Raw genomic sequence first — 24,041 nt, 5'->3', positions numbered from 1 at the left:
TTATAAAAAGAAAAACAGGTGCCTTACTGGCACCTGTTTTTCTTTGGCTCTTCGTCAAATCGTGTTGATATTTAAAAATTGATAAAATAAGGGCATTAGAAGAAGGGGGATTTTTCCTCCTTCTTCTTTTTAATTAAATTGAAATGATTGACCTTGAATAAGGAAAATCCGTCGCTTAAAAGTTAAGAAATTTCGGTAACCATAGGCTGTTCGTTTGATAGCTTTGATTCGGTTGTTAATTCCTTCTAAAAAACCATTTGAATAAGAATAATTTAAAGCATTGGTAACACCTTGCCTGAAGGTTTGGAATGTTTTGAATTTGGCTTTAAATTCCTTAGGAAGCTCATTAGAGATAGAATGAGTTAATTCTAAAAATAAGTCTGAATCCTTTGTTTCATAAGCATATTTTAACTCTTGTATATAATCATATGCGATTTTTATAGTTGAGTTATAGGAAAGAAGTTCTTCAATGACACCAACTTGTGTCATACTTTTATTGAAAAGAGGATAATTACTATATGTAGTGGCACTTAATTGACTAGAGTCTTTTAAAAATAGTTTCCAATATTTTTTTATTCTCCGGTATTGTTTTGCTTCTTCATTATCATAACGTTTTAATTGATTCATTTCTTTTATTCTTAGTTGATTAAAAGAACGATTGATATGCTGAATGATATGGAATCTATCTGTCACAATCTCTGCATGTGGAAATACAGTTTTAAGAAGGCCACCGTAGTTGGCATTCATATCCATGACGAGAAACTTCACTTTTAACCGCTCTTTTCTGGAGTATTTCAGGAAGTACTTAATAAGAGAGAAGAGACGTCTATCTGGTAAAATATCAATAATCTTTTTACTTTCAGCATCAGCACAAATAAAGCTCATACCAGATTGACATGACTTAGTTGATTTAAATTCATCGACACATAGTACTTTTGGTAGATGTTGAAAGTTGGTTAGACAGTGGTTGGTAAAGTCGTATAAAACACGTTGTACCGTGTTATCAGAAACATGATGGAATCTAGCGATCTCTTTTCTTGAACGATCTTCTTTCAAATCTAAGGCGATTTGATACTTTAATGTTTTCGATATATGACAATAGTCATCGACTAACGCAGTATCAGCACTGAATGTTGTATGACATTCTTTACATAGATATCGTTCTCTTTTAAGTTCTAAATAAGTTGTGACCCTATTAAACTCTGGTAGTTGTGTTTTAGTAGTATAAGTACCATTTTTAACACACGTATTCTGATGACAAGAGGGGCATATTCTGTCTGGAGACGTTAGTCTTCCCCTTATTATATTTGAGCGTCTACCTCTAATAGTAGCCTCAGTTAACCAATCTTTTTCAAAAATAATAGATTTGTCTGTTAAATTAAGTAATTTTCTAGTATGATTATCCATGGGAACATCCTCCTAATAATTTGGTTTTTGTCGACTTTATTTTATCATGTTTGGATGTTCCTTTTTGTATTTAAAAACAAAAAATCGTATTAATGGAAACTATCCATCAACACGATTTATTATAGACCCTTTTCTTTTAAGCCCATTCACCATTTCTAAAAATAGGAACACGGCTACCGTCTTTTTTAATCCCGTCAATGTTCATCTCTTTTGATCCAATCATAAAATCAACATGAGTTTGGCTACGGTTTAAGCCAGCTTTTTCTAATTCTTCCTCGCTCATTGTAGTGCCACCTTGTAAGTTAAAGGCATAAGCAGAACCTAATGCTAAGTGATTTGAAGCATTCTCATCAAATAAAGTGTTATAAAAAGTAATACCCGATTGAGAAATAGGAGAACTATCTGGCACTAAAGCAACTTCACCTAAACGTTTTGCTCCTTCATCAGTTTCTAGTAATTTTAATAAAACATCTTGTCCTTTTTTAGCAGTCACATCAACAACTTTACCATCTTTAAAGGTAAATACCATATCTTCAATTGTATTTCCAGCATAGCTTAATGGTCTAGTACTAGAAACTACCCCATCTACACGGCGACAATCTGGTGCTGTAAAGACTTCCTCAGTAGGGATATTTGCCATAAAATGCTCACCACGAACATTATCACTTCCAGCACCTTCCCAGTTATGATTCTTAGGTAAACCAATAATTAGATCAGTACCTGGAGCTGTATAATGAAGAGAGTCAAATTGTTCTTTGTTTAACTCTTCAGCTTTTGTTTGCAGTGTCACATCATGCTCGTGCCATGCTTTGATTGGGTCTGGAGCATACATGCGACAAGCTTTAAAAATAGCATCCCATAAAGCATCAACTTGTGCTTGCTCAGAATCTAAGTTAGGAAATACTTTTTTAGCCCAACCAGGACTTGCAGCAGCAACAACCGTCCAACTAATTTTATTAGCTTGAGATGCTTTTCTAAGAGCAGACATAGCTTTTCCATTGACTAATTGGAACGTAGCCAAACGATCGCCATCAACACCAACAAAAGCATCAGGATCTTGAGAAACCACACTAATACGGCTTGCACCTTCTTCTACAAAAGCATCGACTTCATCAATTTTATATTGAGGAACATGACCAATGACGTCATCTTCAGCATATAAGAAGAAGTCGCGGCTAATTTCGTCATCTGACCATTTTACAATGACTTCCTTAGCACCTAGATGATAAGCTTCTTTGACAATGTATCTCGCTAAAGGGGCTTGATCAACTTGGATGTTTAGTACAACAGTTTGTGATTTATCAACATTTACTCCGATTTTTGTAATCAGTTCAGCATATTTTCTTAAAAGAAAATCAAAATTATCTAATGTCATATTAATTTAAACCTCCTAAATATTTGAATACTCTCATTTTAGCACAATGGTATGTTGGTAACAAGAATGATCATATGAAAAATAAAATACAAATGTTGTTTAATTCTTCATATTTATGTTTTTTTATCCTTAAAATAACACAAGGTTTAATATTTTTTTCAAAATTTAGATAGGGTAAAATATTTTGTGTAAATAGAAATTTAGGGTAGAAAAAGAGAAAGTCCATTCTGTAAAATTAAAGTTACGACACAGAAATTTTATAGGAGGACTTTCTCATGACTCATTTTACTACAGAAATAATGGAAACACTAATTAATAAAGGTGATTTAGATGATTTATTTCGTCGTCATTTAGAACTCGCTATCAACTCATTATTACAGGCTGAATTAACAGCGTTTCTTGACTACGAAAAGTATGATAGAGCTGGATTTAATTCAGGTAATTCCCGCAATGGGAATTACTCACGTTCATTTAAAACAGAATATGGAGAATTAAATTTGGTGATTCCTAGAGATAGAAATGGAGAATTTTCCCAACAAACATTACCAGCCTATAAAAGAACCAATGATTCCTTAGAAACTACTATTATTCAGCTATTTAAAAAAGGGATCACTATGTCTGAAATCTCTGATCTAATTGAAAAAATGTATGGTCATTATTACACACCACAAACTATTTCAAACATGAGTAAAATCGTATCTGAAGATGTTTTGGCTTTTAAAGAAAGAACTTTAGAAGCTAAATACTCAGTCATTTTTATGGATGCTACTCATATTCCTTTAAAGAGACAAACCGTATCAAAAGAAGCCGTTTATATTGTGATAGGCATTCGATTGGATGGAACCAAAGAGGTTCTAGGATTTACTATTGCTCCAACCGAATCTGCTTATGTTTGGAAAGAGATACTTCAAGATTTAAAAGATCGTGGTTTAGAAGAGGTTTTATTAGTTGTAACTGATGGTTTAAGTGGTATTCACGATAGTATCCATAGTGTCTATCCAAATGCTCAATTTCAACAATGTTGTGTCCATATCTCTAGAAATATTGCTCATAAGGTTCGTGTTAGTGATCGACAAGAAGTCTGTAATGATTTCAAATTGGTTTATCAAGCAGCTTCAAAAGAAGAAGCTATGAATCAAATAAGTTTTATGATAGATAAATGGAAAAAGCAGTATCCACGAGTAGTTAAATTACTCTTGAATCCTGCTATATTAACTTTCTATAACTTCCCACCATCAATCAGAAGAACTATCTACTCAACTAACTTGATTGAGGGATTTAATAAACAGTTAAAAAAATATACAAAGAGAAAAGAAGCTTAGTTGTAAAATCAAGTTAGCCACTCTAAAATAATAAAAAAACACCATGGTAAAAATTCGTGTATCATTGAAGTAACTACCCAACAACGAAAGGAATTTTTATCATGGTGAAAATTAAGAATAACACAAAGACATCTAGTTATAAACATCTTTCCTTAAAGGAAAGGCAGCTTATTGAAGTTTGGCATAATATGGGAGACTCTAATAGAGAAATTGGTAGACGATTAGGCCGACACCATCAAACAATAAGTAATGAGCTTAAACGAGGAACGACCACGCAAATCAAAGAAAATAAGAAACCTAAACAACTCTATTTTGCTGATACGGGGCAAGCTAAATACATAGAAAACAGGAAACGCTGTGGTTCGAAATCTAAGCTAGTTAGTGCTGTTGATTTTATTAATTATGCTTGTAAACAAATGATAGACTTTAATTGGTCACCAGATGCAATTGTTGGCTTTATCAAGTCTTTAGGGACTTGGGATAAACCTATTGTTTCTACTAAGACACTTTATAACTATATTGATAAAGGTTTTTTACCAGTCAGAAATCATCATCTCAAGATGAAAGTTAGACTATCACCTAAAAAGAAAAGAAGTCGTCAGCATAAAAAAGCTCTTGGAAAATCAATTGATGAACGACCTAGCAAAATTGATTCTAGACAAGAGTTTGGTCATTGGGAAATAGACAGTGTCATTGGTTCAAAATCTAAAGATGATAATGCTCTACTTACACTTGTTGAAAGAAAAACTCGCTACATGATTACTGTTGTTCTAGATGATCATACTGAAGAGTCTGTTAGTTACGCTATTAAACAGTTAAAATATGAGTTTGGAAGAGCCCGATTTAGTAGCATATTTCAATCGATTACTGCTGATAATGGCAGTGAATTTAGCTCACTTGATGATACTCTGCAACAAATGACTGATATCTACTTTGCTCACCCTTATTCATCTTGGGAACGAGGAACAAACGAAAGACATAATGGTTTATTACGGCAATTTGTTCCGAAAGGAACGCCTATCTGTCACTACTCAAAGCAGTTCATACAACTGGCTACTGAAAAAGTTAATCTTTTGCCGCGTAAAATTTTAGACTATAGACAACCAGCAACATTATTTTTAGAAGAAATTCAAAATCTAAAGATCAAAACATGTTGGTAAGTAAGGGGTTCAATAAAATAACACTGATATTTAGATATTTTTACCAGAGTGGCTAACTTAATGTTGCAATTTAGAAAAGAGAAAAGAACAATTTCCTAATGAAGAATCTCTGGAGAGATTCCTTGTTTCTCAGTTCAATGAATATAACCAAAAATTTTTAGGCAGAGTACATAAAGGATTTAAGGAAATACAAGATACATTAGAATCAATGTTTTAACTTAAAAAAATGGAATGGATTTTCCATTTACACATAATTCTTGACGCAACCAAAATTTATTCATGTTATAATGATAATATAGTTTAGGAGTATAGTTATTTATAGGTTTTTATAAAGTGTTTATGTTTAATATAGGAGGGGAAATCGTATGGCGAGACGTAAAACAATTACAAGAGAAAACATCTTATCTGCAGTCTATGATGTTATTTCTACTGAAGGATTTGAAGGATTTACTGCACGAAACATCGCACAAGCAATGAATACGTCAACACAGCCAATTTATCTTGAATTTAAGAATATGGATGAGTTAAGGGATGTATTTTTTAAACGAATTACGACGCATATACGCGCCGATATTTATGATAATGTTGTGACCGATGATCCAGTTGTTGATACTGTATTGAATTATGTTACATTTGCTAAAAATGAACCAAAATTGTTTAGAGCCGTTTTTATTGAAGAACACGATTCTAGGGAGCAATTAAGTAATTTTAGTAGGGATATTTTCTTAGAGAAAATGTCAGGAAATGAAGTCTATGATGTCTTAAATACAGAACAAAAAGAATCCTTATATTTAACGATTTGGATTATTGCAACTGGGCTTGCAGCCCTGGTTTCGGCTGGAAGAGCTTATCCAACTCAAGAACAAATTATTGGTATTGTTGAAAACACAGTTAAAATTTCAGCCCTTGAATCAGGTATAAGTTTTAAGTGGAAAGAGGAGTAGATAAAAAAAAGGGCTCTTTGTCAAATGATGTGGATGAGTAAAATTAAGTGAATTTAGGCAGCAGAAACCGAATGGTTTTTGCTGCTTTTTTGTTTGTCTTTAAAACTAAGTAAAATTCTGTATTTATAGTTCTGAAAATTTCTATAGCCGTAAGCTATTCGTTTGATTAATTTAATTTTGTTTATGGAACCTTCTAAACAACCATTTGAATAAGCGTATTTAAAGGTGTTTTCAATTCTTGGTAAATGCTTCTTTAGTGTTCGAATCGAGGTTTTCATTGGAATAGAGATATCTTCGTTAGCTAATAATAATAGATCAGAAAAAGTGTCAAAATCATTGTTTTTACTACAGTATAATAGTTCTTGATAAAGTTTATAAGTTTCTGATAACTCTTTGTTTAAGCTAAGTAAATAATCCATGACATCTGTTTCAGGTAAAATACTCTTAAATAAACGCTGATAACGATAATCTGTATAATTCAATTCATTAGAATCTTTTAAAAAGAGTTTCCAATATTTTTTTAGTTTTCGATAATTTTTCATGTCAGTTACATTCGATGTGCGATAACGATTCATCGTCTTAATTCTAGTTATGTTTAAAGAACGACTGATAAGTTGAACTAAGTGAAAGCGATCAATAATCACCTCAGCATTAGGAAATAGCCTTTTGGCTAATTTAAAATAGGCTGCATTCATATCAACGACAATTGTTTTTACTTGGCGACGAACCTTTAGAGAGTACTTAAGAAAGTGTTTCTCTAGTGTTAGCTTTTTATTATCAATGAGAATATCGATAATTTGGTGTGTAGAGGAATCAGAGTAAATAAAACTGTACTTGCCACTATTGTTTTTAACCGAAGTAAATTCATCAAAACAAAGGTTTTGAGGTAAATATAAAAATTGATTAGATAAGTCTTTACCACCAGATACTAAAATTCTATTAATCGTTGTTGATGAAACAAAATGTCTTTTAGCTAAATCTTTAAACGAGATAGCATCACTTAACTCAATAAGAATTGATTGCTTCACTCTTTTAGCGATAAAACAATGTTTCTCAATTTCTGAAGATTCAGCTAGAAAAGAGGAGTCACAATGACGACAAAGGAATCTCTGTTTCTTTAATAAAAGATAGGTTGGGTAGTGAGCCACACTTAACCACTTTATTCGAGAAGAAATAAACCCATTTTTCACAATAGAAAATTGTTCATTTTTAATGCCACAACAAGGACAAGCCGAAGGAGTGTAAGTAAGAATACCTTTATAAATCTTGGATCTTATCCCTTTAATAAGCTGTTCCTCACAAAAAATAGAATCGAAATAAATATTTTTATCTTTTAAATCTAGCGATAGTCGAATACAATGGTTATGAGACATACGAATCTTCCTTTCTAAAATTTGGTTTGGTCACTTTAATTTTAACGGGAAAGTTCGTATGTTTCTATTATTTTGTAAAAAAATAGATGCGAATGAATTTCTTCATCCACATCAAAAATTATACAACCAAAAAAAGAGATTCGCCTCTAGCGAACCTCTTTTTTTTTATGGTTTTTATCTCACAACTAATTGTTTGTGGCAGCTTTGACTAAGTCATCTGCAAACTTTTCTAAAGCCACAATATCATCCTCTTCAGCTGCTAAATCAACTTTAACGGCCTCAGCCCCCTTAATTGCACCCGTCTTTTCAAAGGCTACACCAAATTGGTCAACAACTTGACAGAAGAAAGGATAAAACGTGTCTCCAGAACCCACTACCCCGTAAGTTTTCCCGCTTAAATCAAGTTCTAATAAATCCTCATGAAAATCCACAATCTCATCAGGCAGCAATACATCATCATAAGTATAACTTGCTACCACACAAATATCGGCATCTAAAAACGTATCCGCATCAATTTGTGTACATTCATGAACTTCTACATCTATATTTAGCTCCTCTAGAGCCTCTGCAACAATATCAGCAATTTCTTCAGTGTTACCAGTTAAACTAGCATAAACAATTTTTGCTAAAGTCATCTGATTGACCTACTTCCTTTAATAAATTTAAATGCTCATTAGAATTATAACAAAACGATGAATGAATTCAATCATTGTTTTGAGGAACCTTTGTTCATTAACAAAGAGTATGCTAAAATGAGTAATGCAAAATGAGTGAAGGAGAGAAATAATATGATTACTTTAAAGTCTCCAAGAGAGATTGAAATGATGGGAGAGTCTGGACGACTTCTAGCAAGCGTACATGAAGCTCTAAGGGCATTTATAAAACCAGGTATTACAAGTTGGGATATTGAAGTATTTGTACGTGATATGATTGAAAAAAATGGTGGTATCGCTGCCCAAATTGGTTATGAGGGATATAAATATGCGACATGTTGTAGTATCAATGATGAGATTTGCCATGGTTTTCCTAGAAAACAAGTATTAAAAAATGGTGATCTTATTAAAGTTGACATGTGTATTGATTTAAAAGGGGCAATGAGTGACTCTTGTTGGGCTTATGTAGTTGGTGAGTCGACGCCTGAGATTGATAAATTGATGGCAGTTACTAAACATGCCCTATACTTAGGTATCGAGCAAGCGCAAGTGGGAAATCGTATTGGTGATATTGGTCATGCGATTCAGACTTATGTTGAAGGTGAAGGTTTTTCTGTCGTTCGTGACTTTATTGGACATGGTATTGGACCAACGATCCATGAAGGGCCTCCAGTTCCTCACTACGGTCAACCTGGAAAAGGTACCCGCTTAAAAGAGGGTATGGTAATTACCATTGAACCCATGGTCAACACAGGAACTTGGAAAATGAAAATGGAAGACAATGGTTGGACAGCTGTAACAGCTGATGGTGGCTTAAGTTGTCAGTATGAGCATACCATTGCTATTACTTCTGATGGACCCAAAATTTTAACACTACAAGATGAATAGGGGAACAAAAAACATGTTATCACCGGAAAAAAAGAGAGAGCTTAAGGACATGTTTTCTCTTTTCATGGAAACATTTCACGATTCTGAAATGAAAATCTATGCCATAGTCGTGACGTATTACATGCTCTTATCTTTTTTTCCACTGTTGATTGCTATTGGAAATATTTTACCGTTTTTACATATTAATGAAAACACGGTACTACCTTACATCCGAGAACTACTTCCACCAGATGTGTATGCGATTATGAATGATACAATAAAAAGTTTGTTGGAAACCAGTAGTGGTGGGTTACTATCTATTTCTGCTATTGGTACGTTTTGGGCAATTAGTAAGGGAATAAATGGTATCAGAATCAGCTTAGATAAAGCATATGGTATTGGGTATCAAAAAAAAGCATTTATCAAACGAATTGCTGCCTTTTTTATGGTTTTTCTACTACTATTAGCACTTATTGTGTTGATGTTTGCTATGGCATTTGGTCAGACGATTTTAGAGTATGTCTTACCTAGAATTGGATTGCCAAATGATATTCTCCATACCTTTAAAACACTAAGATGGCCTGTTACCTCAAGTATTTTATTTGTTACCTTAGTTTGTATTTACTACTTTGTCCCTAGTGCTAAAATTCATTTTAGAACGATCATTCCTGGAACAATTTTTACCACTGTTTCTTGGATGATTGTGACTCAGTTTTTTAGTTTATATGTGACCCATTTTTCTAAGAGAATCACTAGTTATGGAATTATTGGAGGTTTCATCATCTTCATGTTCTGGTTAGATATCGCAGCTTCTATTGTAATCATTGGTGGGATTATTAATGTGACTCTTGAGAAATTCTTTTATGGAAGCATCACAACAAAACAAACCAAACTAGGAACTTATATCCAAAAGAAAACAGGAGACATCAAACAACAAGCTGTTGCTAAGGCTAAAGGTCATAAGGCGAGTAAGTTGAAAACAAAAGCAGGTATCAAAGAAGAAGAAGAAGAAATCGAGCAACGGGCTCTAAAGCGTAAAGAAGAGCACGAAAAAAAGAAGGAAGACCACACTAAATTTTAGTGATTGTCTTTCTTCTTTTTTTTGTTACGTAAGACACGTTGTCTGTGAGCTTTATTACCAATAAATTTTAGACCATTTAAAAGAGGCCTACGATTTTCCCCAGATAGCTCAATCAATTCGATAAATAATTGAAGACCAAACAAGGAGGCGATGGTTAATAAAACAGTTGCCCATGTGTCTGTGAACATATATAAGAGAGAAATTAACGAAAAAATCATCGCCATGCAATAAATCATAAGAACTGCCCCGCGGTGAGTAAATCCAAGTGAGAGTAACCTATGATGCAAGTGCATTTTATCAGCCGATGAGATAGGTTCTTTGTTTAAAAATCGTCTAATCATAGCAAACACAGTATCTGTTAGAGGTACCCCTAAAATAATTAAAGGTGTTACTAAAGAAATAAAGGTAGCATTTTTAAGACCTTGTAAGGATAAGACGGAGATTAAAAAACCAAGTAACAAGGCACCAGTATCTCCTAAAAATATTTTAGCTGGATAAAAGTTAAAAGGGAAAAATCCAATAGTACCCATTAGTAGTGCAAAAATACTAAGAGGCACAAATAATTTAACAGCTCCCGTTGATGACCCAATATATCCAATAATACCAATGGTTGTTAAGGCAATAATAGACACACCTGAAGCTAGCCCGTCTAGTCCATCAATCAAATTAATGGCATTAGTCAGCCCAGCAATCCATAAAATAGTAACGGGATAACTTAACCACTGAAGTTGAATCGTCCCAAAATAAGGGATAGTGATTGAACTCATGGTAATATCAAAGACAAAGCAGACGTAAAGAGCTGCTAGGACAATGCCTACCATTTTCTGCTTAGGAGACAACTCGAAAATATCATCTAAGAGTCCTGTTAAGACCACAATACCAGATGAAATAACAAGGTTTAAAGCAAACTCAAAAGGAATATAGTTCCTAAAGAAAAATAGAACAGAGATAGAAAAAGCAATGTAGATAGCTAATCCACCAGCAGTTGGCATGGTTACTTTATTGACTCGTCTTTTATCTGGTTTATCTACCGCATTCATTTTAAAGGCTAGTCGTCTAACTATTGGGGTAATCAAGAAAGCTAGGATCATGGTTGCAATCAACCGTAAAGAAATCTCCATAAGAAAACTCATTTTCATAATACCTACTTTCATAATTCAATCATATTATACATGACATTAGATTGTTACACAATTTAAAGTTGGAATGAACACCTACCTTTAAAAAAGTATTAAAATTCATGAAATATTTTAAAATAACAAATTCTTATGCTATACTGCCTTAGATAAAAAGTGATAATTTAGGAGAAAAAAAGTGAAGAGAAAAGATAAAAGAACGCAAGAAGAAGAAAATTCTAATTTACCTTCTGTTGTTGGTACCAGAAGGAACTTAAGAAAACAATCTAAATCAAAGAAAAAGCGTATACCTATCATTATTGGTAAAGTATTGATTGTTGTTATACTATTTGCCGTGCTAGGTGTCGTTGTTTACGGTGTGAAAATGATGGTAGATGCCAATAAATTTTTAAATGATTCTTATCAACCAAGAGAAACAGCAGTCATTGAAGAGCAAGAAAAAATTGATGTTCAAAAAGAACCTATCTCGATTTTACTACTTGGTCTAGATGACAATGATGAGCGTGATATTGGTAGCGCTAGAACAGACTCTATGATTTTAGTAACGCTAAACCCACAAGAAGAATTAGTTAGTTTAGTTAGTATTCCTCGTGATACTTATACAACAATTGAAGCACCTGGTTATCAAGGAAAAGATAAAATTAATGCAGCTTTTGCTCATGGTGGGATTGATACAACCATCGAAACTGTCAGCAACTTAATGGATGTGCCGATTAATTTTTATGCTACAGCTGACTTTCAAGCTTTTGAAGATATAGTAGATGCTTTAGGTGGTGTAGAGATTGATGTCCCATTTACCTTAACTGAGCAAAACGCTAAAGGTGAAAAGGTAGTTGATCTAAAAGAAGGTCGTCACAACTTAAATGGTGAAGAAGCACTGGCTTTTGCTAGAACACGTTACGTTGATAATGATGTGGAGCGTGGTAAGCGTCAGCAACAAGTACTTGAAGCGATTGCTCAAAAAGCGATGAGTGCAGGCTCTATTGCAAAATATAAGAGTATTTTAAATGCCTTAGATGGTCATATTACAACAGATATGCCATCAAACAAGATCTTATCAGTTGCTCAATCAGGTTTAACTAAAGATTATAAGTTTGATTCATATGTCTTTTCATGGATGAGCTATGATTACATGCCGTATGGTGAGCCAATCAGTATGGTAGGACTACATCAAGATAGCATCGATTACATCTCACATCGTTTACGTCGTTCTCTAGATTTAGATGAACCAGACGAGCGTGATGAGCCTGGTTTTGTCTTTGAGTCAAATGGTATCATCGATCCAGGGACCTACCCAACAGATGGGTATGCTGTGGATAACTAAGTGATTTAAAGTTTGAAATCTAGTGGATTTCAAACTTTTTTGATTTTAATAATGATAAAAATTTTAACTTATTTTGATAAAAGTCTCGTTTTAGTGTAAAATCTCTATGAGGTTTTAATGAAGAGAAAGAATAGGATGGATCATAAGTGAAACAAGAAGATAATGCAAAAGTACAACTATCAATGATCACCAAAGAGTTTGATTTATATAAGAAAAAATCAGATAAAGTCAAAGCACTATTTAAATTTTCAGAAAAAAGTGTGCCACATTTTTGGGGCTTAAAAGGAATTGATATGACAGTCTACCCAGGTGAGGCTGTTGGCCTAATCGGAATTAATGGATCAGGTAAATCAACTCTATCTAATATTCTAGCAGGAATCATTCCACAAACAACAGGGGATATGGAGATTAACGGAGAAACGTCTATTATCGCTATTGGTGCAGGCCTAAAGCCCCAATTAACAGGTGTCGAAAATATTCGTCTAAAATGTTTGATGAGCGGTTTTACGAATGCTGAAATTGATGACATGATGGATGATATTAAAGAATTTGCTGATATCGGTGAGTTTATTAATCAACCAGTTAAAAATTATTCAAGCGGGATGCGCTCTCGTTTAGGTTTTTCCATTGCAGCGCATAATAATCCAGATGTTTTGATTATTGATGAGGCCTTATCTGTAGGAGATGACACCTTTTATCAAAAATGTGTGGATCGTATTTTACAATTTAAAAGTGAAGGCAAAACAATTTTTTTCGTGTCTCACTCACTTGCTCAAATCAAAACGCTATGTGATAAGGTAGCTTGGATTCATTACGGAGAATTAAGAGAATATGGTGAAACAGAAGAAGTTGTCAAAAACTATAATGAATTTATCAAATGGTTTAGAGGTTTAAGCGCTAAAGAGAAAAAAGAGTATCAAAATGAATACAAAGACAAACAAACAGCATTTAATGAAGAGTTATTAAAAGAAAAAGCCCTTGAAGCAGGCCATGATCAAGCAGTGTTAAAGGGGCCCTCAATCGGTAAGATGTCCTTTTTAACAAAAGTCGTTTTATTATTAATGATTATAGGTCTATTTGTTTTTGGAGCTATCAATATTAGTGGACGTTCGTTTAAATCATTTTTAACTCAATCAGAGCGTGATACTGTTGTTGTAAACACGACAGTATCCAAGGTTACTCCTTATGAAACAAAAAATAACTAGTCAGTTAAAAAACATGTATAGTCATACTGTTAGTGTGATGTCTAAAAAGAAAGAGTCAATACCACTTCAAGAAGGTGTGGCTTACCTCATGAGTTTTCCAAACAATGACAACGGACTCATTCAGGCAATACATGAAAAAGTCCCTGTAAGAGTCTATTATACGAGCTCCTGTTTACAAGAAGCAGAACGCTTAAAAGAAAAAGGCATTCAGATTTTCGACTTAAATCATCCTGTTAGTTTTTTAAAAAGTATGAAAGATATTGGTCGCTCTAAAGTAGTAGTAGCTGACAATTATTTTCCTTTTCTTGGGGATATAGCTTTTTCTAGCGAACAAACTGTTTTCTTATTATGGCATGCAACAGGTGCTATTAAACAGTTCGGCTTAGAAGATCAAAGTGTAGTAAGTAGAACAACGGATACAGATAAAAAGCGGTTTAAGCGTGTGTATGACTCATTTGATTATGTTTTTGTAGCAAGTGAGCGCATGGGAAATGTCTTTCGAGCTAGTTACGGCATGGCTGCTGAGCAGATGCTATTACTTGGGTTTCCAAGAACCGATTATCTCGTAAATGAGTCTGTCAAAAAAAAATCAAGTTCACGAGGAAGAAATATTGTGTACTTACCGACTTACCGAGGTAATGAGCAAGAATCATCTTGGCTGCTTGATTTACAGCGTGTTGTGGATAGCCTAGAGCCAGAAGATGAACTGTTAGTAAAACTACATCCTCATGTTCATTTGCCAGAAAAGAAGATTAACCAATTAAAATGGGTCCCATCCAATATGCCAGCAGATGCCTTGATTGAAATAGCAGATTGTTTGATTACAGATTATTCATCTGTAGCCTTTGATTACACACTTTGCCATCCAGAGGGACAGTTGATTATTTTTTGGCCAGATTCAGGACATTATAGAGAAACAACTGGGATTCAGTTGAATATCGAATCGGATTTTCCAAATAAAGTTTGTTATGATACTGCTAGTGTAATTGAGCAACTTCAGTCTAAAGAAATTGGCAATAATGAGCATTTTAATCGTTTATGGAATACATATAATGACGGCGTTGCAACTAGTCGTGTCGTTCAGGAAATAAAGAAAGCAGTGGAGAAAAAATGACAAGAAAAGTAGAGTACGTGTTAGACACACCAGTAGATTGTTTGACGATGTCAGATATCGAATCTGATATCACAAAACATATGGCACAGAAAAAAGCCATGGTCTTAGCAAGTGTGAACCCACAAATTATTTTAATGTCAGAGAAAAATCCGACTGTTAAGGCTTTTTTACAACAAGCTAGTCACAGGTTTGCTGATGGTATTGGTGTGGTTAAGGTATCTGGCTGGACAAATGGATCCATCAACGAGCGAATTGCAGGTATCGATGTGATGGAAAAAGTGTTAGAATATAGTGATGCTCATCATACGTCTATTTTTTTATACGGTGCAAAACCAGACGTAGTGAAAAAAGCCAGTGATAATATTAAGTTATTATATCCAGGCTTAAGTATTGCAGGTGTGATTGACGGGTATACAACGTTAACTGATAAAGAAATTATCAACACCATTAATCAAAGTCAGGCAGATTGCCTATTTGTAGCTCTTGGGTCTCCAAGACAAGAAGAATGGCTTCAAACTTATATGCCTGAATTAACCCCCACGATTTTTCAAACAGTAGGTGGTAGCTTTGATGTGTTTAGTGGTGAAGTAAAACGAGCACCAGAATTTTTTATAAAAACAAACTTGGAATGGGTATATCGCTCTATGAGTAACCCAAAACGCTTTAATCGTCTATTTCAAGCCCCTTTGTTTATTGCAAAAGGCTTAATGTGGCATCAAAAGCAAAGCAAAGAGTAAGGAGATTTTAACGTGAATGACGTAAAAACCGTAATTACGGAACAATTTAAAAATTTTGGTATTATTAGTCGAATTTCTAAATATGAAGAAAAAGCGACGTACCAAAGTCATTATCTAGGACTTGTTTGGCAGTTTTTAAACCCAGCAATTCAAATCGGAATCTATTATTTAGTATTTGGACTAGGAGTTAGAAATGGTCAAAAGGTTCACGGCGTGCCGTTTATTATTTGGATGTTAGTCGGTATTATTGCTTGGTTCTTCATTAACAACTCGATTTTAGGTGGCTCAAATAGCATTTACAAACAAGCCGGTATGGTATCTAAAATGAAGTTTCCTGTGAGTATTTTACCCACAGTCAACATGGCGAGTAATTTTGTTAGCTATAGATGGATGATGTTATTATTATTTGTGACAATGTTTGGTTTTGGTATTTATCCGAATATTTACTGGTTACAGTTTTTTTATTATTTCTTCTGTATGATTGTATTTTTATTTGCCTTTGGTATTTTAAATTCAACAATCACAGTTTTAGTGCGTGACTATCATATTATGTTGCAATCTGTTTTAAGGTTATTATTTTATTTATCTGGTCCAATTTGGGACTTTAAAGACATGTTTAAAGGAACAAGTCATGCTTGGTTTATAAAATTATTAGAATTAAATCCAATCTACTATATCATTAACGGATTTAGAGATTCATTGTTGTATCATGTTTGGTTCTGGGAAAAAGGCACTCAAACAATCTTTTTCTGGTTAGTAGTTGGTGTGTTATTGATTGTGGGAAGTCACATTCATATGAAATTTAGAGCGAGATTTGTAGATTTTATGTAAAAGGAGAAACCATGAAACGATTAGTAGAAAAAATCATTGCCACCTTATTTAAATGGATAGGCAAGTCAAAGACTCAAGATGTGATTTATTTTGAAAGTTTCCATGGCAAGCAGTTCAGTGATAATCCAAAAGCTATTTACGATTGTCTAAAAAATGAATACCCGAATTTAGAACTAGTGTGGGGAGTAACGAAGGGATATGAGGCACCTTTTCTAAAAGAAGAGGTTCCTTTTGTTCGTCGTTTTTCCTTACGCTGGTTTTTCACTATGCCTAAAGCATGTGTTTGGGTAACTAATACAAGAACGCCGCTATGGTTGACTAAAAGTAAAAAGACCACCTATATTCAAACTTGGCACGGCACGCCGTTAAAAAGGTTGGGTGCTGATATTGGGGATGTAAATATTCCAGGGTACACAAAAGAAAGTTACACAACAGAATTTGCAAATGAAAGTCAGAGATGGGATTATTTATTATCATCAAGCCCTTATACAACTAAGCACTTTAGAGAAGCATTTATGTATACTGGAGAAGTATTAGATAGTGGTTACCCTCGTAATGATTTACTTATTGATGTGAAGTATGACAAGCTGCTAAAAAATAGACTAAAAGAGCAACTAGAGATTCCTGTAGACAAACGAGTTGTATTATATGCTCCAACGTGGCGAGAGAGTGATTCAAAAGGGGCTAATCAATATGGTTTCAGTATCGATTTTCCATTTAGTGACTTTACTAGTATTTACGGAGAAGACTCGATTCTCTTAGTTAGAATGCATTACTTAGTCGCTGAGAATTTAGATTTTAGCAAGTGGCCAAAATCAGTTGTGCTAGACGTTTCAACTGGTTATGACATGAGTCAGTTATTAGCTGTCAGTGATATTTTAATCACTGATTACTCTTCATGTTTATTTGATTTTAGTCTGACAAATAAGCCAATGATTTTCTATATCCCTGACAAGGACTATTATGAAACTCAGTTACGTGGTTTTTATTTTCCAATTGAGTCTACATTACCTGGGCCGATTGTTGAAACCAAACACGCCTTACTAAGTGCTTTATCATATATAGACGAGCAGGAAAATCGTTATCAGGATAAGTATCTAGAATTTAGAGAAGAGTTCAATACTTATGAAACAGGACAAGCATCAAGACAAGTTGCAGAGATTATTAATCAGAAAGTGGTGAGTTGATGGGAGTTATGGCTAAGGTTAATCGTCTAGTTAATCCGTTTTTAACAACCAAGGTATCTATTGGAAAACGTGTAGCAACATACACACAGTATTATAAGACAGAAGACATTCAATCAAAAACAATTCTTTATGAAAGCCGGGATGGTAAGTCCTTAACAGACTCACCTTTTGCTATTTTTGAGTATTTATTAGAAAAAGATCAAGACAAAGAGTATACACATATTTGGAGTGTTCAACCAACAGATGAATTAAGATATTTTATGAATCGCTACCAAGGTGTCACCAATGTTCACTTTGTTACAAGAAACTCAGATGAGTATTTAAAGTGGCTTACAAAAGCAGAATATTTAATTAACAATGCTACCTTTCAACCTTTTGTTACCATCAAAAAAGAACAAACTTATATTAATACATGGCACGGTACGCCGCTGAAAACGATAGGGTTTGATATACCAGGTCATCCAAACGTTGCTAAAAATGTTGTTCGTAACTTTTTTATGGCAGATGTGTTGATTAGTCCTAACCAACACACAACAAATATGTTTCTAGATAGTTTTAAGTTGCGCCACAATTATCAAGGGGAGATTCTAGAAGGGGGATACCCTAGGATAGATCAGACATTTTCAAAAAATCACGATGATACTATCCGGACACTACATGATAGAGGTGTTCAGCTTGATTTAAGTAAAGATGTGATGCTTTATTGTCCGACTTGGAAAGGTGGTAGCGAGGCTTATATTAATAATGAACTACAACAGATTATCCATGAGTCAGCCATTCTTAGAAAAAAGTACGGTGATTCTTATAACGTACTAGTGAAAGTTCACCCTTTTTTATATGACAAAGCTAGCCAGGAAAAAAAATTAATCCCTTATCTAGTACCTGATGGAATGGATACTAATAAAGTATTAGGTTTAGTAGATTTATTAATCACAGATTACTCCAGTATCTTTTTTGATTTTTTAGTAACTGGAAAGCCGATTGTTTTTTACTGCTGGGATGATGATTTATATAGTAATGAGCGCGGAAAATATTTTGAATACGATGAACTACCAGGGCCGGTAGCTTTCAATCTTAGTGAGCTATGTGACATATTAGATAATCTAGATCAAAAATTAGAAGAAACCCAGTGGAATTATGATAGATTTACTAGACTTTACGTGCCTTATGACGATGGCCATGTCACAAAGCGTTACGTGGACTATTTGTTTTTTTCTCAACCTCTATCAGATAAAGTGACACAAATTATCCAGCCAAAAGATAAAATCAGATTGCTGATTTATCCTGGAGGGTTAAGAAAAAATGGTATAACTTCTAGCTTTTTAAACCTAGTCTCTATGATTGATTATGATAAATATGCGGTCACGTGTTTACTTGATGTGGGAACTATTGGAGAAAGGTCAGAAAATATAAGAGCCTTGCCAAAAGAAGTTTCTTTTCTATTTAGGTTTGGTTTGCCACTTTATACATTAAAAGAATCCTACCAAGATCTTTACTATCACATGAATGGTGTTAAAAAAGGGAAAGAAGAAAACTTCCCAATGGCTGTTTACGAGCGTGAAGTAACTAGACTTTTAGGTAATCAAACTTATGATACAAGTATTGATTTTAGTGGTTATAGTCTTTATTGGACTAAGTTAATATTAGCTACTCAGGCTAACAAAAAAGTTTGTTATTTGCACAGTGACATGCTAAAGGATATGAACCGTGTAGTGAATGGTAGAAAGATTCATAAGATGAATGTTAAAGGTATTATGAGTGTATATGATCGCTATGATGAATTAGTATCTGTTTCTAAAGTTATTCGAGATATCAATCAGGATAACCTGACACAATTTGCTGATGCTAGTAAGTTTACCTATGCTGAAAATGTGATAAATGTGGAAAGTTTGATGAACAAGCCAGAGGTTATAGTAAAAGAAAATAACGAAACCAATACATTATTTAGACAAGCTAAAATCAAAGACCTAGAAGCCTCTCACGACTTGTATAACACACGACCTGACAGCTCATATGCTTATTTGAGTCAAGTTGATTTTAAGACACCTGATGTCTTTGTTTTAGGAACATATATGTTTGATGGTGTGACTTATGCTAAAATTACTCAAAACTACCAATATTTGGGTTGGATTAAACTAACAGATATCGATATCTTAGATGATATGATTATTAAAGAAGAAGTCATTGATAAGTTTGGAAAGTTTGATTTAACTAGACCAGGCCACATTTATACTCAACCAGTTGGCCTTAGCGAGTCACAAGAAAAATCAGGTAACAAAACATTTAACAAGGTGTATATGACAGCAAGTAAAAGAGCTATAACACTTACAGATACCTCACTTCAAATCAATGTGGGAAATACATTAATTGGTTGGATTCCTGAGCGTGAATTTAAAGCAACTCATGTATTAAATGCTAAAGGTAGCTTACCTAAAAAAATGATGACTAACACATTGCGTTTTATTTTAAAAAATAGCTTTAGGAAACAACAAGCTGATATTAAAAAAGTGAGTGATGTGACAGCTAGTCTAGAAGAATATGTTAAAGTCACACAAGACATGATAGCTAGAAGTCAGATGTCTGAGGATTCAAGCTCTATGCCTTTACCAAAAGGTGAGCTGATTTATTTAGAAAAAGTCTACACTAAAGGCAATGAAAACTGGGTATTTCTAAGCTTAAGTGATGGTAGCCAGTGGTATATCTTAAAAGAAAATCTCCACGTGACAAAGGAGTTTAAAAGAGAGGTCATTAAAAGAGTGGAGACGAGTTATGACATTATCATACCAAGTCATGAGATTACGGCTTATGCTAACATCCAGCAAGTGATTGACCAAAAGGGGATTTTAGTGAGTGCTATGCCAGAAGCTAGAGTATTAGAAATAGCTGAGTTAACTGATGGAGACAGTTATGTACATCTAGATGTTGAGGATACAAAAATTTGGGTTAGTCAGTCAGATGTTCGTCTTAATACAGATACCGCCGTTTTAAATACAGAGGGTATCTCAGTTTCCTACCCAAACCCCAATGTCCCTAATTTTGTGACAGTTGGTCGCCTCTCAAAAGAAAAAAATCAAGCTTTACTTATTGAGTCTTTCAAACAATTAAGCTTAGATTATCCTAATGCTCACCTTTATATTATCGGTGAAGGACCAGAGCGTGAGAATTTAGAATTGTTAATTAAAAACTTAGATTTAGCTAATCAAGTTACTTTAACAGGTCAAATTAATCACCCTTATGATTTCGTAGCTCAATGTGACACGTTTGTTTTAACATCAGACTATGAAGGCCAATCTTTAGTCTTGTTAGAAGCAATGACACTAGGAAATAAAGTGATTTCAACAGATATTCCGGCTTGTAGACAAGTTTTAGATGATGGTAGACTTGGTATGTTGACTAAAACAAATGATGTAGACGGCGTATACCAAGCGATGCTTTTAAGCCTAGATGACAAGGTTTCTTTTGAAACGTTTGATGTGACCATATACACAAATCAAGCGATAGAAAGTTTTGATGCTGTGACAGGTCTTGTTGTAAAGTAGACAGTTTATATTAAAAGGGTATAACATATAGGATTATTTTTAAAATCCAATATGTTATGCCTTTCTTGTTTTATTATTGGTTAATTTTATATAATTTATTAGCTAATGGATTACATTTTAAGCCGTTTTGTGATATTATTAATGGCGGATATTGTCAATTAAATAGAATTAACTTATAATTTATTTTAAAAAAACTTGGTTATTATAAAAAAAGGTATAGAGTAAAAAATGTAATTTAGAAAAGTCAATAGAGGACTTAAGAGAAGCATCATTTTTGTAGAAGTAATAATTAGCTATATGCTATAATAAAGCATTGTAAATAAGTAGATGAATAGTTGGAGGATGTTATGGAAGAGACAATTAGTTTAGAAGAGATTTTTAATCTATTAAAGAAGAGATGGTTACTTATTATAGGTTGTATGATTGTTGGGTTAGGAGCAGCATTTGGCGTAACAACTTTTTTTATGACGCCTAAATATAGTGCTAGTACGCAATTAATCACCCAAACTCCAGTAGTAGATAATCGTGTGAGTCAAGAAGCGATTAATACTAACTTGCTGATGATTAATACCTATAAAGATTTAATTAAAAGCCAAGTGATTGTTGATAAAGTAAGAGAAGATATGGCTCAAGACTATGGTTTTCAAGGGTCAGCTAGTGATATTTCTCAAATGATTTCAGTGAATCAAACACAAAACTCCCAAATGTTCTCTATTACTGTGACATCAACAAGTCCAGAAGAAGCAGCAGCAGTTGCAAATACTGTAGCAAAAGTTTTCCAAAAAGAGGGAACAAAATTAACTGACACTAAAAAGGTAACGATTGCCTCTAAAGCAGAAATTAATCGTAATCCAGTATCGCCTAATAAAAAAATCAACACCGCCATTGGTGCTGTTCTTGGTTTAGTTGTAGGTGTGCTATTAGCTCTTTTACTTGAATTCTTTGACCGTACAGTTAAAAATGAAGATTTTATTATAGAAACACTAGAGCTCCCAGTACTTGGAACGGTATCTATTGTGAATACTGATGATGTGAATAAGTCATTAAAAAATCAAGGACTTGTATTAGATGAGGATATGATATTTAGCTTAGAAAATAGTGGAACAAATATGACAGAAGACACGGGTGATGGCTTAGATCTGGATGCTAAAATGCTTAGAGAAGCAGAAGACATGAGTAGATTTTATAATGTGTCTTTTGAAGAAGACGAGTCTAGTAGCTCATCTCACTCTGATGATAACCATACACATCAAGACGATATAGATAATTAAAATAAGGAGCCAAGACATATGAAGAAAAAAAATCTTTCCAATCCATCAGCTGTGCCATTATTTATGATCACACAACCTAATGCATCTATTTCTGAAGAATTTAGAACGCTTAGAACAAATATCCAGTTTTCAAAAAAAGGGCAAGACATGAAAAGTATTGTTGTGACCTCATCTATTCCAGGAGAAGGAAAATCAACAGTAGCAGCAAATTTAGCGGTAGCTTTTGCTCAGTCTGGAAATAATGTATTATTAGTAGATGCAGATATGAGAAGACCGACTGCTCATTTAACTTTTGAATTACCTAATAATATGGGATTAACTAACTTATTAAGTGTGAAACAATTATCTATCGGAGATGTAGTACAGCATACTAATGCCCCGAACCTATCTATTTTAACCAGTGGTCCTAAATCACCTCATCCATCAGAGCTACTAGCTGGCTCTAGAATGACTAAGGTGATGAACATTTTAGAACAATTATATGACATTATCATCTATGATATGCCACCTGTAGCTAAAATTACGGATGCGCAGTTAGTTGCAAGTCATGCTGATGGGGTTATTTTAGTCATACGTGAAGGAGTAGCAGATAAGCGTGTATTACTACATTCTAAAAGTTTGTTAAATAATGTGAAAGCTGATATTATTGGGGCCGTCTTTGTTGGGAAAACACAAGGTGTTAATAGTTATTATTCCTATTACGGAGTTGACTAACATCAAATAAGGGAGGATAAGACATGTTAGTTGATATACATTGTCATATACTACCAGGCATAGATGACGGGGCACAAACAATTGATGATTCACTTGATATGGCACGTGTTGCTGTTTCAGAAGGGATTTCTCATATACTCTGTACCCCTCACTATAACAATGGTGAGTATATGAATAAAAAAGATAACATTATTATAAGTGTAGCAGACTTACAAAAAGAACTAGATAATGAAGGAATTCCTTTGACTCTTTTTGAGGGACAAGAAATTAGAATATCAGGAGATTTGATTTCAAGATTAGCCTTAGATGAGTTGTTATTTGCTGATATGAGCAATCGTTATATTTTAATCGAGTTTCCTTTTTCTACGATTCCTTTGTATAGTAAACAAGTGTTATTTGATTTAGTATCAAGAGGGTGTACACCTGTGATTGTCCATCCAGAGCGTAATGCGAAGTTTATGGAAGATCCAAACCGCTTACTGCCTTTTTTGGAGATGGGATGTTTGACACAGGTAACGTGTGGAAGTTATCTAGGTAAATTTGGTAAGCACGTCAAAAAAGCAGCAGAGATTATGATTAGTCACAATATGGCTCACTGTTTAGCTAGTGACGCTCATAATACAGAACGACGTGGTTTTTATGTAAAAGAAGCATATGCCCTACTTGAAAAACAGTACGGGAGAGAAAAAAGAGAAGAATTTGAGCAAACAGCTAAAGATATTGTTAACGGGGATCCGGTTGAAACGTTACCAGTTGAGCCATACAAAAAGAAATTTAAGCTGTTTTCTTAGTTTAAAGTTT

General features: G+C 33.9%; 19 protein-coding genes and 2 pseudogenes. 16 read left to right on the top strand and 5 right to left on the bottom strand.

Going from position 1 to position 24,041, the window contains the following annotated elements; genetic code table 11:
- Positions 1 to 129 precede the first annotated feature (129 nt).
- Both VSF34_RS08080 and VSF34_RS08075 read right to left on the bottom strand, forming a co-directional pair.
- The gene (locus VSF34_RS08080; RefSeq protein ID WP_326716709.1) at positions 130 to 1,407 is read right to left on the bottom strand and encodes an ISL3 family transposase; all 1,278 of its coding nucleotides are present in this window, start codon (positions 1,405 to 1,407) and stop codon (positions 130 to 132) included.
- A gap of 136 nt (positions 1,408 to 1,543) precedes the next feature.
- Positions 1,544 to 2,782, bottom strand: coding sequence for an aminopeptidase (locus VSF34_RS08075; protein WP_326716817.1), 1,239 nt, complete (start codon positions 2,780 to 2,782; stop codon positions 1,544 to 1,546).
- 275 nt (positions 2,783 to 3,057) lie between these two features.
- Here VSF34_RS08075 and VSF34_RS08070 point away from each other — a divergent pair.
- From VSF34_RS08070 to VSF34_RS08055, 4 genes and pseudogenes are all read left to right on the top strand, one after another.
- Positions 3,058 to 4,098, top strand: a pseudogene (locus VSF34_RS08070) (IS256 family transposase); the annotation flags it as partial.
- Positions 4,099 to 4,205: 107 nt separating this feature from the next.
- Positions 4,206 to 5,264, top strand: coding sequence for an IS30 family transposase (locus tag VSF34_RS08065; protein ID WP_326716671.1), 1,059 nt, complete (start codon positions 4,206 to 4,208; stop codon positions 5,262 to 5,264).
- A gap of 76 nt (positions 5,265 to 5,340) precedes the next feature.
- Positions 5,341 to 5,481 (top strand): annotated as a pseudogene (locus tag VSF34_RS08060) (IS256 family transposase); the annotation flags it as partial.
- 148 nt (positions 5,482 to 5,629) lie between these two features.
- Positions 5,630 to 6,208, top strand: coding sequence for a TetR/AcrR family transcriptional regulator (locus VSF34_RS08055; RefSeq protein WP_326716816.1), 579 nt, complete (start codon positions 5,630 to 5,632; stop codon positions 6,206 to 6,208).
- 53 nt (positions 6,209 to 6,261) lie between these two features.
- Here VSF34_RS08055 and VSF34_RS08050 read toward each other — a convergent pair whose 3' ends face one another.
- Together VSF34_RS08050 and VSF34_RS08045 are read right to left on the bottom strand one after the other, a co-directional pair.
- Entirely contained in the window at positions 6,262 to 7,581 is a 1,320-nt protein-coding gene (locus VSF34_RS08050; RefSeq protein ID WP_311873860.1) for an ISL3 family transposase, read from the bottom strand.
- Positions 7,582 to 7,766: 185 nt separating this feature from the next.
- Positions 7,767 to 8,216 carry a flavodoxin gene (locus VSF34_RS08045; RefSeq protein WP_326716815.1) on the bottom strand — a complete coding sequence of 150 codons (450 nt, stop codon included), beginning with the start codon at positions 8,214 to 8,216 and terminating at the stop codon, positions 7,767 to 7,769.
- 153 nt (positions 8,217 to 8,369) lie between these two features.
- Between VSF34_RS08045 and map the strand changes: the two genes are divergently transcribed.
- Together map and VSF34_RS08035 are read left to right on the top strand one after the other, a co-directional pair.
- Positions 8,370 to 9,122 carry a type I methionyl aminopeptidase gene (gene map, locus VSF34_RS08040; protein ID WP_326716814.1) on the top strand — a complete coding sequence of 251 codons (753 nt, stop codon included), beginning with the start codon at positions 8,370 to 8,372 and terminating at the stop codon, positions 9,120 to 9,122.
- A gap of 13 nt (positions 9,123 to 9,135) precedes the next feature.
- Complete coding sequence (locus VSF34_RS08035; RefSeq protein ID WP_326716813.1) at positions 9,136 to 10,182, top strand: YihY/virulence factor BrkB family protein; 1,047 nt, start codon at positions 9,136 to 9,138, stop codon at positions 10,180 to 10,182.
- Here VSF34_RS08035 and VSF34_RS08030 read toward each other — a convergent pair.
- Positions 10,179 to 11,315 carry a glycosyltransferase family 4 protein gene (locus VSF34_RS08030; protein ID WP_326716812.1) on the bottom strand — a complete coding sequence of 379 codons (1,137 nt, stop codon included), beginning with the start codon at positions 11,313 to 11,315 and terminating at the stop codon, positions 10,179 to 10,181. The genes VSF34_RS08035 and VSF34_RS08030 overlap by 4 nt on opposite strands.
- Positions 11,316 to 11,496: 181 nt before the next feature.
- Here VSF34_RS08030 and VSF34_RS08025 point away from each other — a divergent pair, with 181 nt between their 5' ends.
- The 10 genes from VSF34_RS08025 to VSF34_RS07980 all read left to right on the top strand — a co-directional run bounded on the left by VSF34_RS08025 (position 11,497) and on the right by VSF34_RS07980 (position 24,031).
- Positions 11,497 to 12,642, top strand: coding sequence for an LCP family protein (locus tag VSF34_RS08025; RefSeq protein ID WP_326716811.1), 1,146 nt, complete (start codon positions 11,497 to 11,499; stop codon positions 12,640 to 12,642).
- Between the two features lie 182 nt (positions 12,643 to 12,824).
- Positions 12,825 to 13,847, top strand: a complete 1,023-nt coding sequence (locus VSF34_RS08020; protein WP_326718054.1) for an ABC transporter ATP-binding protein — start codon at positions 12,825 to 12,827, stop codon at positions 13,845 to 13,847.
- Positions 13,828 to 14,961, top strand: a complete 1,134-nt coding sequence (locus VSF34_RS08015) for a CDP-glycerol glycerophosphotransferase family protein (RefSeq protein ID WP_326716810.1) — start codon at positions 13,828 to 13,830, stop codon at positions 14,959 to 14,961. The genes VSF34_RS08020 and VSF34_RS08015 overlap by 20 nt, the downstream gene beginning before the upstream one ends.
- A complete protein-coding gene (locus VSF34_RS08010; protein ID WP_326716809.1) occupies positions 14,958 to 15,698 on the top strand; it encodes a WecB/TagA/CpsF family glycosyltransferase in 741 nt (246 codons plus the stop codon). Before VSF34_RS08015 ends, VSF34_RS08010 begins: the two co-directional genes overlap by 4 nt.
- Before the next feature lie 12 nt (positions 15,699 to 15,710).
- Positions 15,711 to 16,529, top strand: coding sequence for an ABC transporter permease (locus tag VSF34_RS08005; protein ID WP_326716808.1), 819 nt, complete (start codon positions 15,711 to 15,713; stop codon positions 16,527 to 16,529).
- Between the two features lie 11 nt (positions 16,530 to 16,540).
- On the top strand, positions 16,541 to 17,716 hold the full coding sequence (locus VSF34_RS08000) for a CDP-glycerol glycerophosphotransferase family protein (protein ID WP_326716807.1): 1,176 nt from the start codon (positions 16,541 to 16,543) through the stop codon (positions 17,714 to 17,716).
- An 8-nt stretch (positions 17,717 to 17,724) separates the two neighbouring features.
- Positions 17,725 to 21,255, top strand: a complete 3,531-nt coding sequence (locus VSF34_RS07995; RefSeq protein WP_326716806.1) for a CDP-glycerol glycerophosphotransferase family protein — start codon at positions 17,725 to 17,727, stop codon at positions 21,253 to 21,255.
- A gap of 347 nt (positions 21,256 to 21,602) precedes the next feature.
- The gene (locus tag VSF34_RS07990; protein ID WP_326716805.1) at positions 21,603 to 22,526 is read left to right on the top strand and encodes a YveK family protein; all 924 of its coding nucleotides are present in this window, start codon (positions 21,603 to 21,605) and stop codon (positions 22,524 to 22,526) included.
- An 18-nt stretch (positions 22,527 to 22,544) separates the two neighbouring features.
- On the top strand, positions 22,545 to 23,240 hold the full coding sequence (locus tag VSF34_RS07985) for a CpsD/CapB family tyrosine-protein kinase (RefSeq protein ID WP_326716804.1): 696 nt from the start codon (positions 22,545 to 22,547) through the stop codon (positions 23,238 to 23,240).
- Positions 23,241 to 23,263: 23 nt separating this feature from the next.
- Positions 23,264 to 24,031 carry a tyrosine-protein phosphatase gene (locus VSF34_RS07980; protein ID WP_326716803.1) on the top strand — a complete coding sequence of 256 codons (768 nt, stop codon included), beginning with the start codon at positions 23,264 to 23,266 and terminating at the stop codon, positions 24,029 to 24,031.
- The last annotated feature ends 10 nt before the right edge of the window (positions 24,032 to 24,041 follow it).

It is taken from the genome of Vagococcus jeotgali, from assembly GCF_035918315.1.
GTDB classification, from domain to species: Bacteria; Bacillota; Bacilli; order Lactobacillales; family Vagococcaceae; genus Vagococcus; species Vagococcus jeotgali.
Note: the sequence above shows the minus strand (reverse complement) of the source record. Positions and strands in the feature narration are given on the sequence as shown.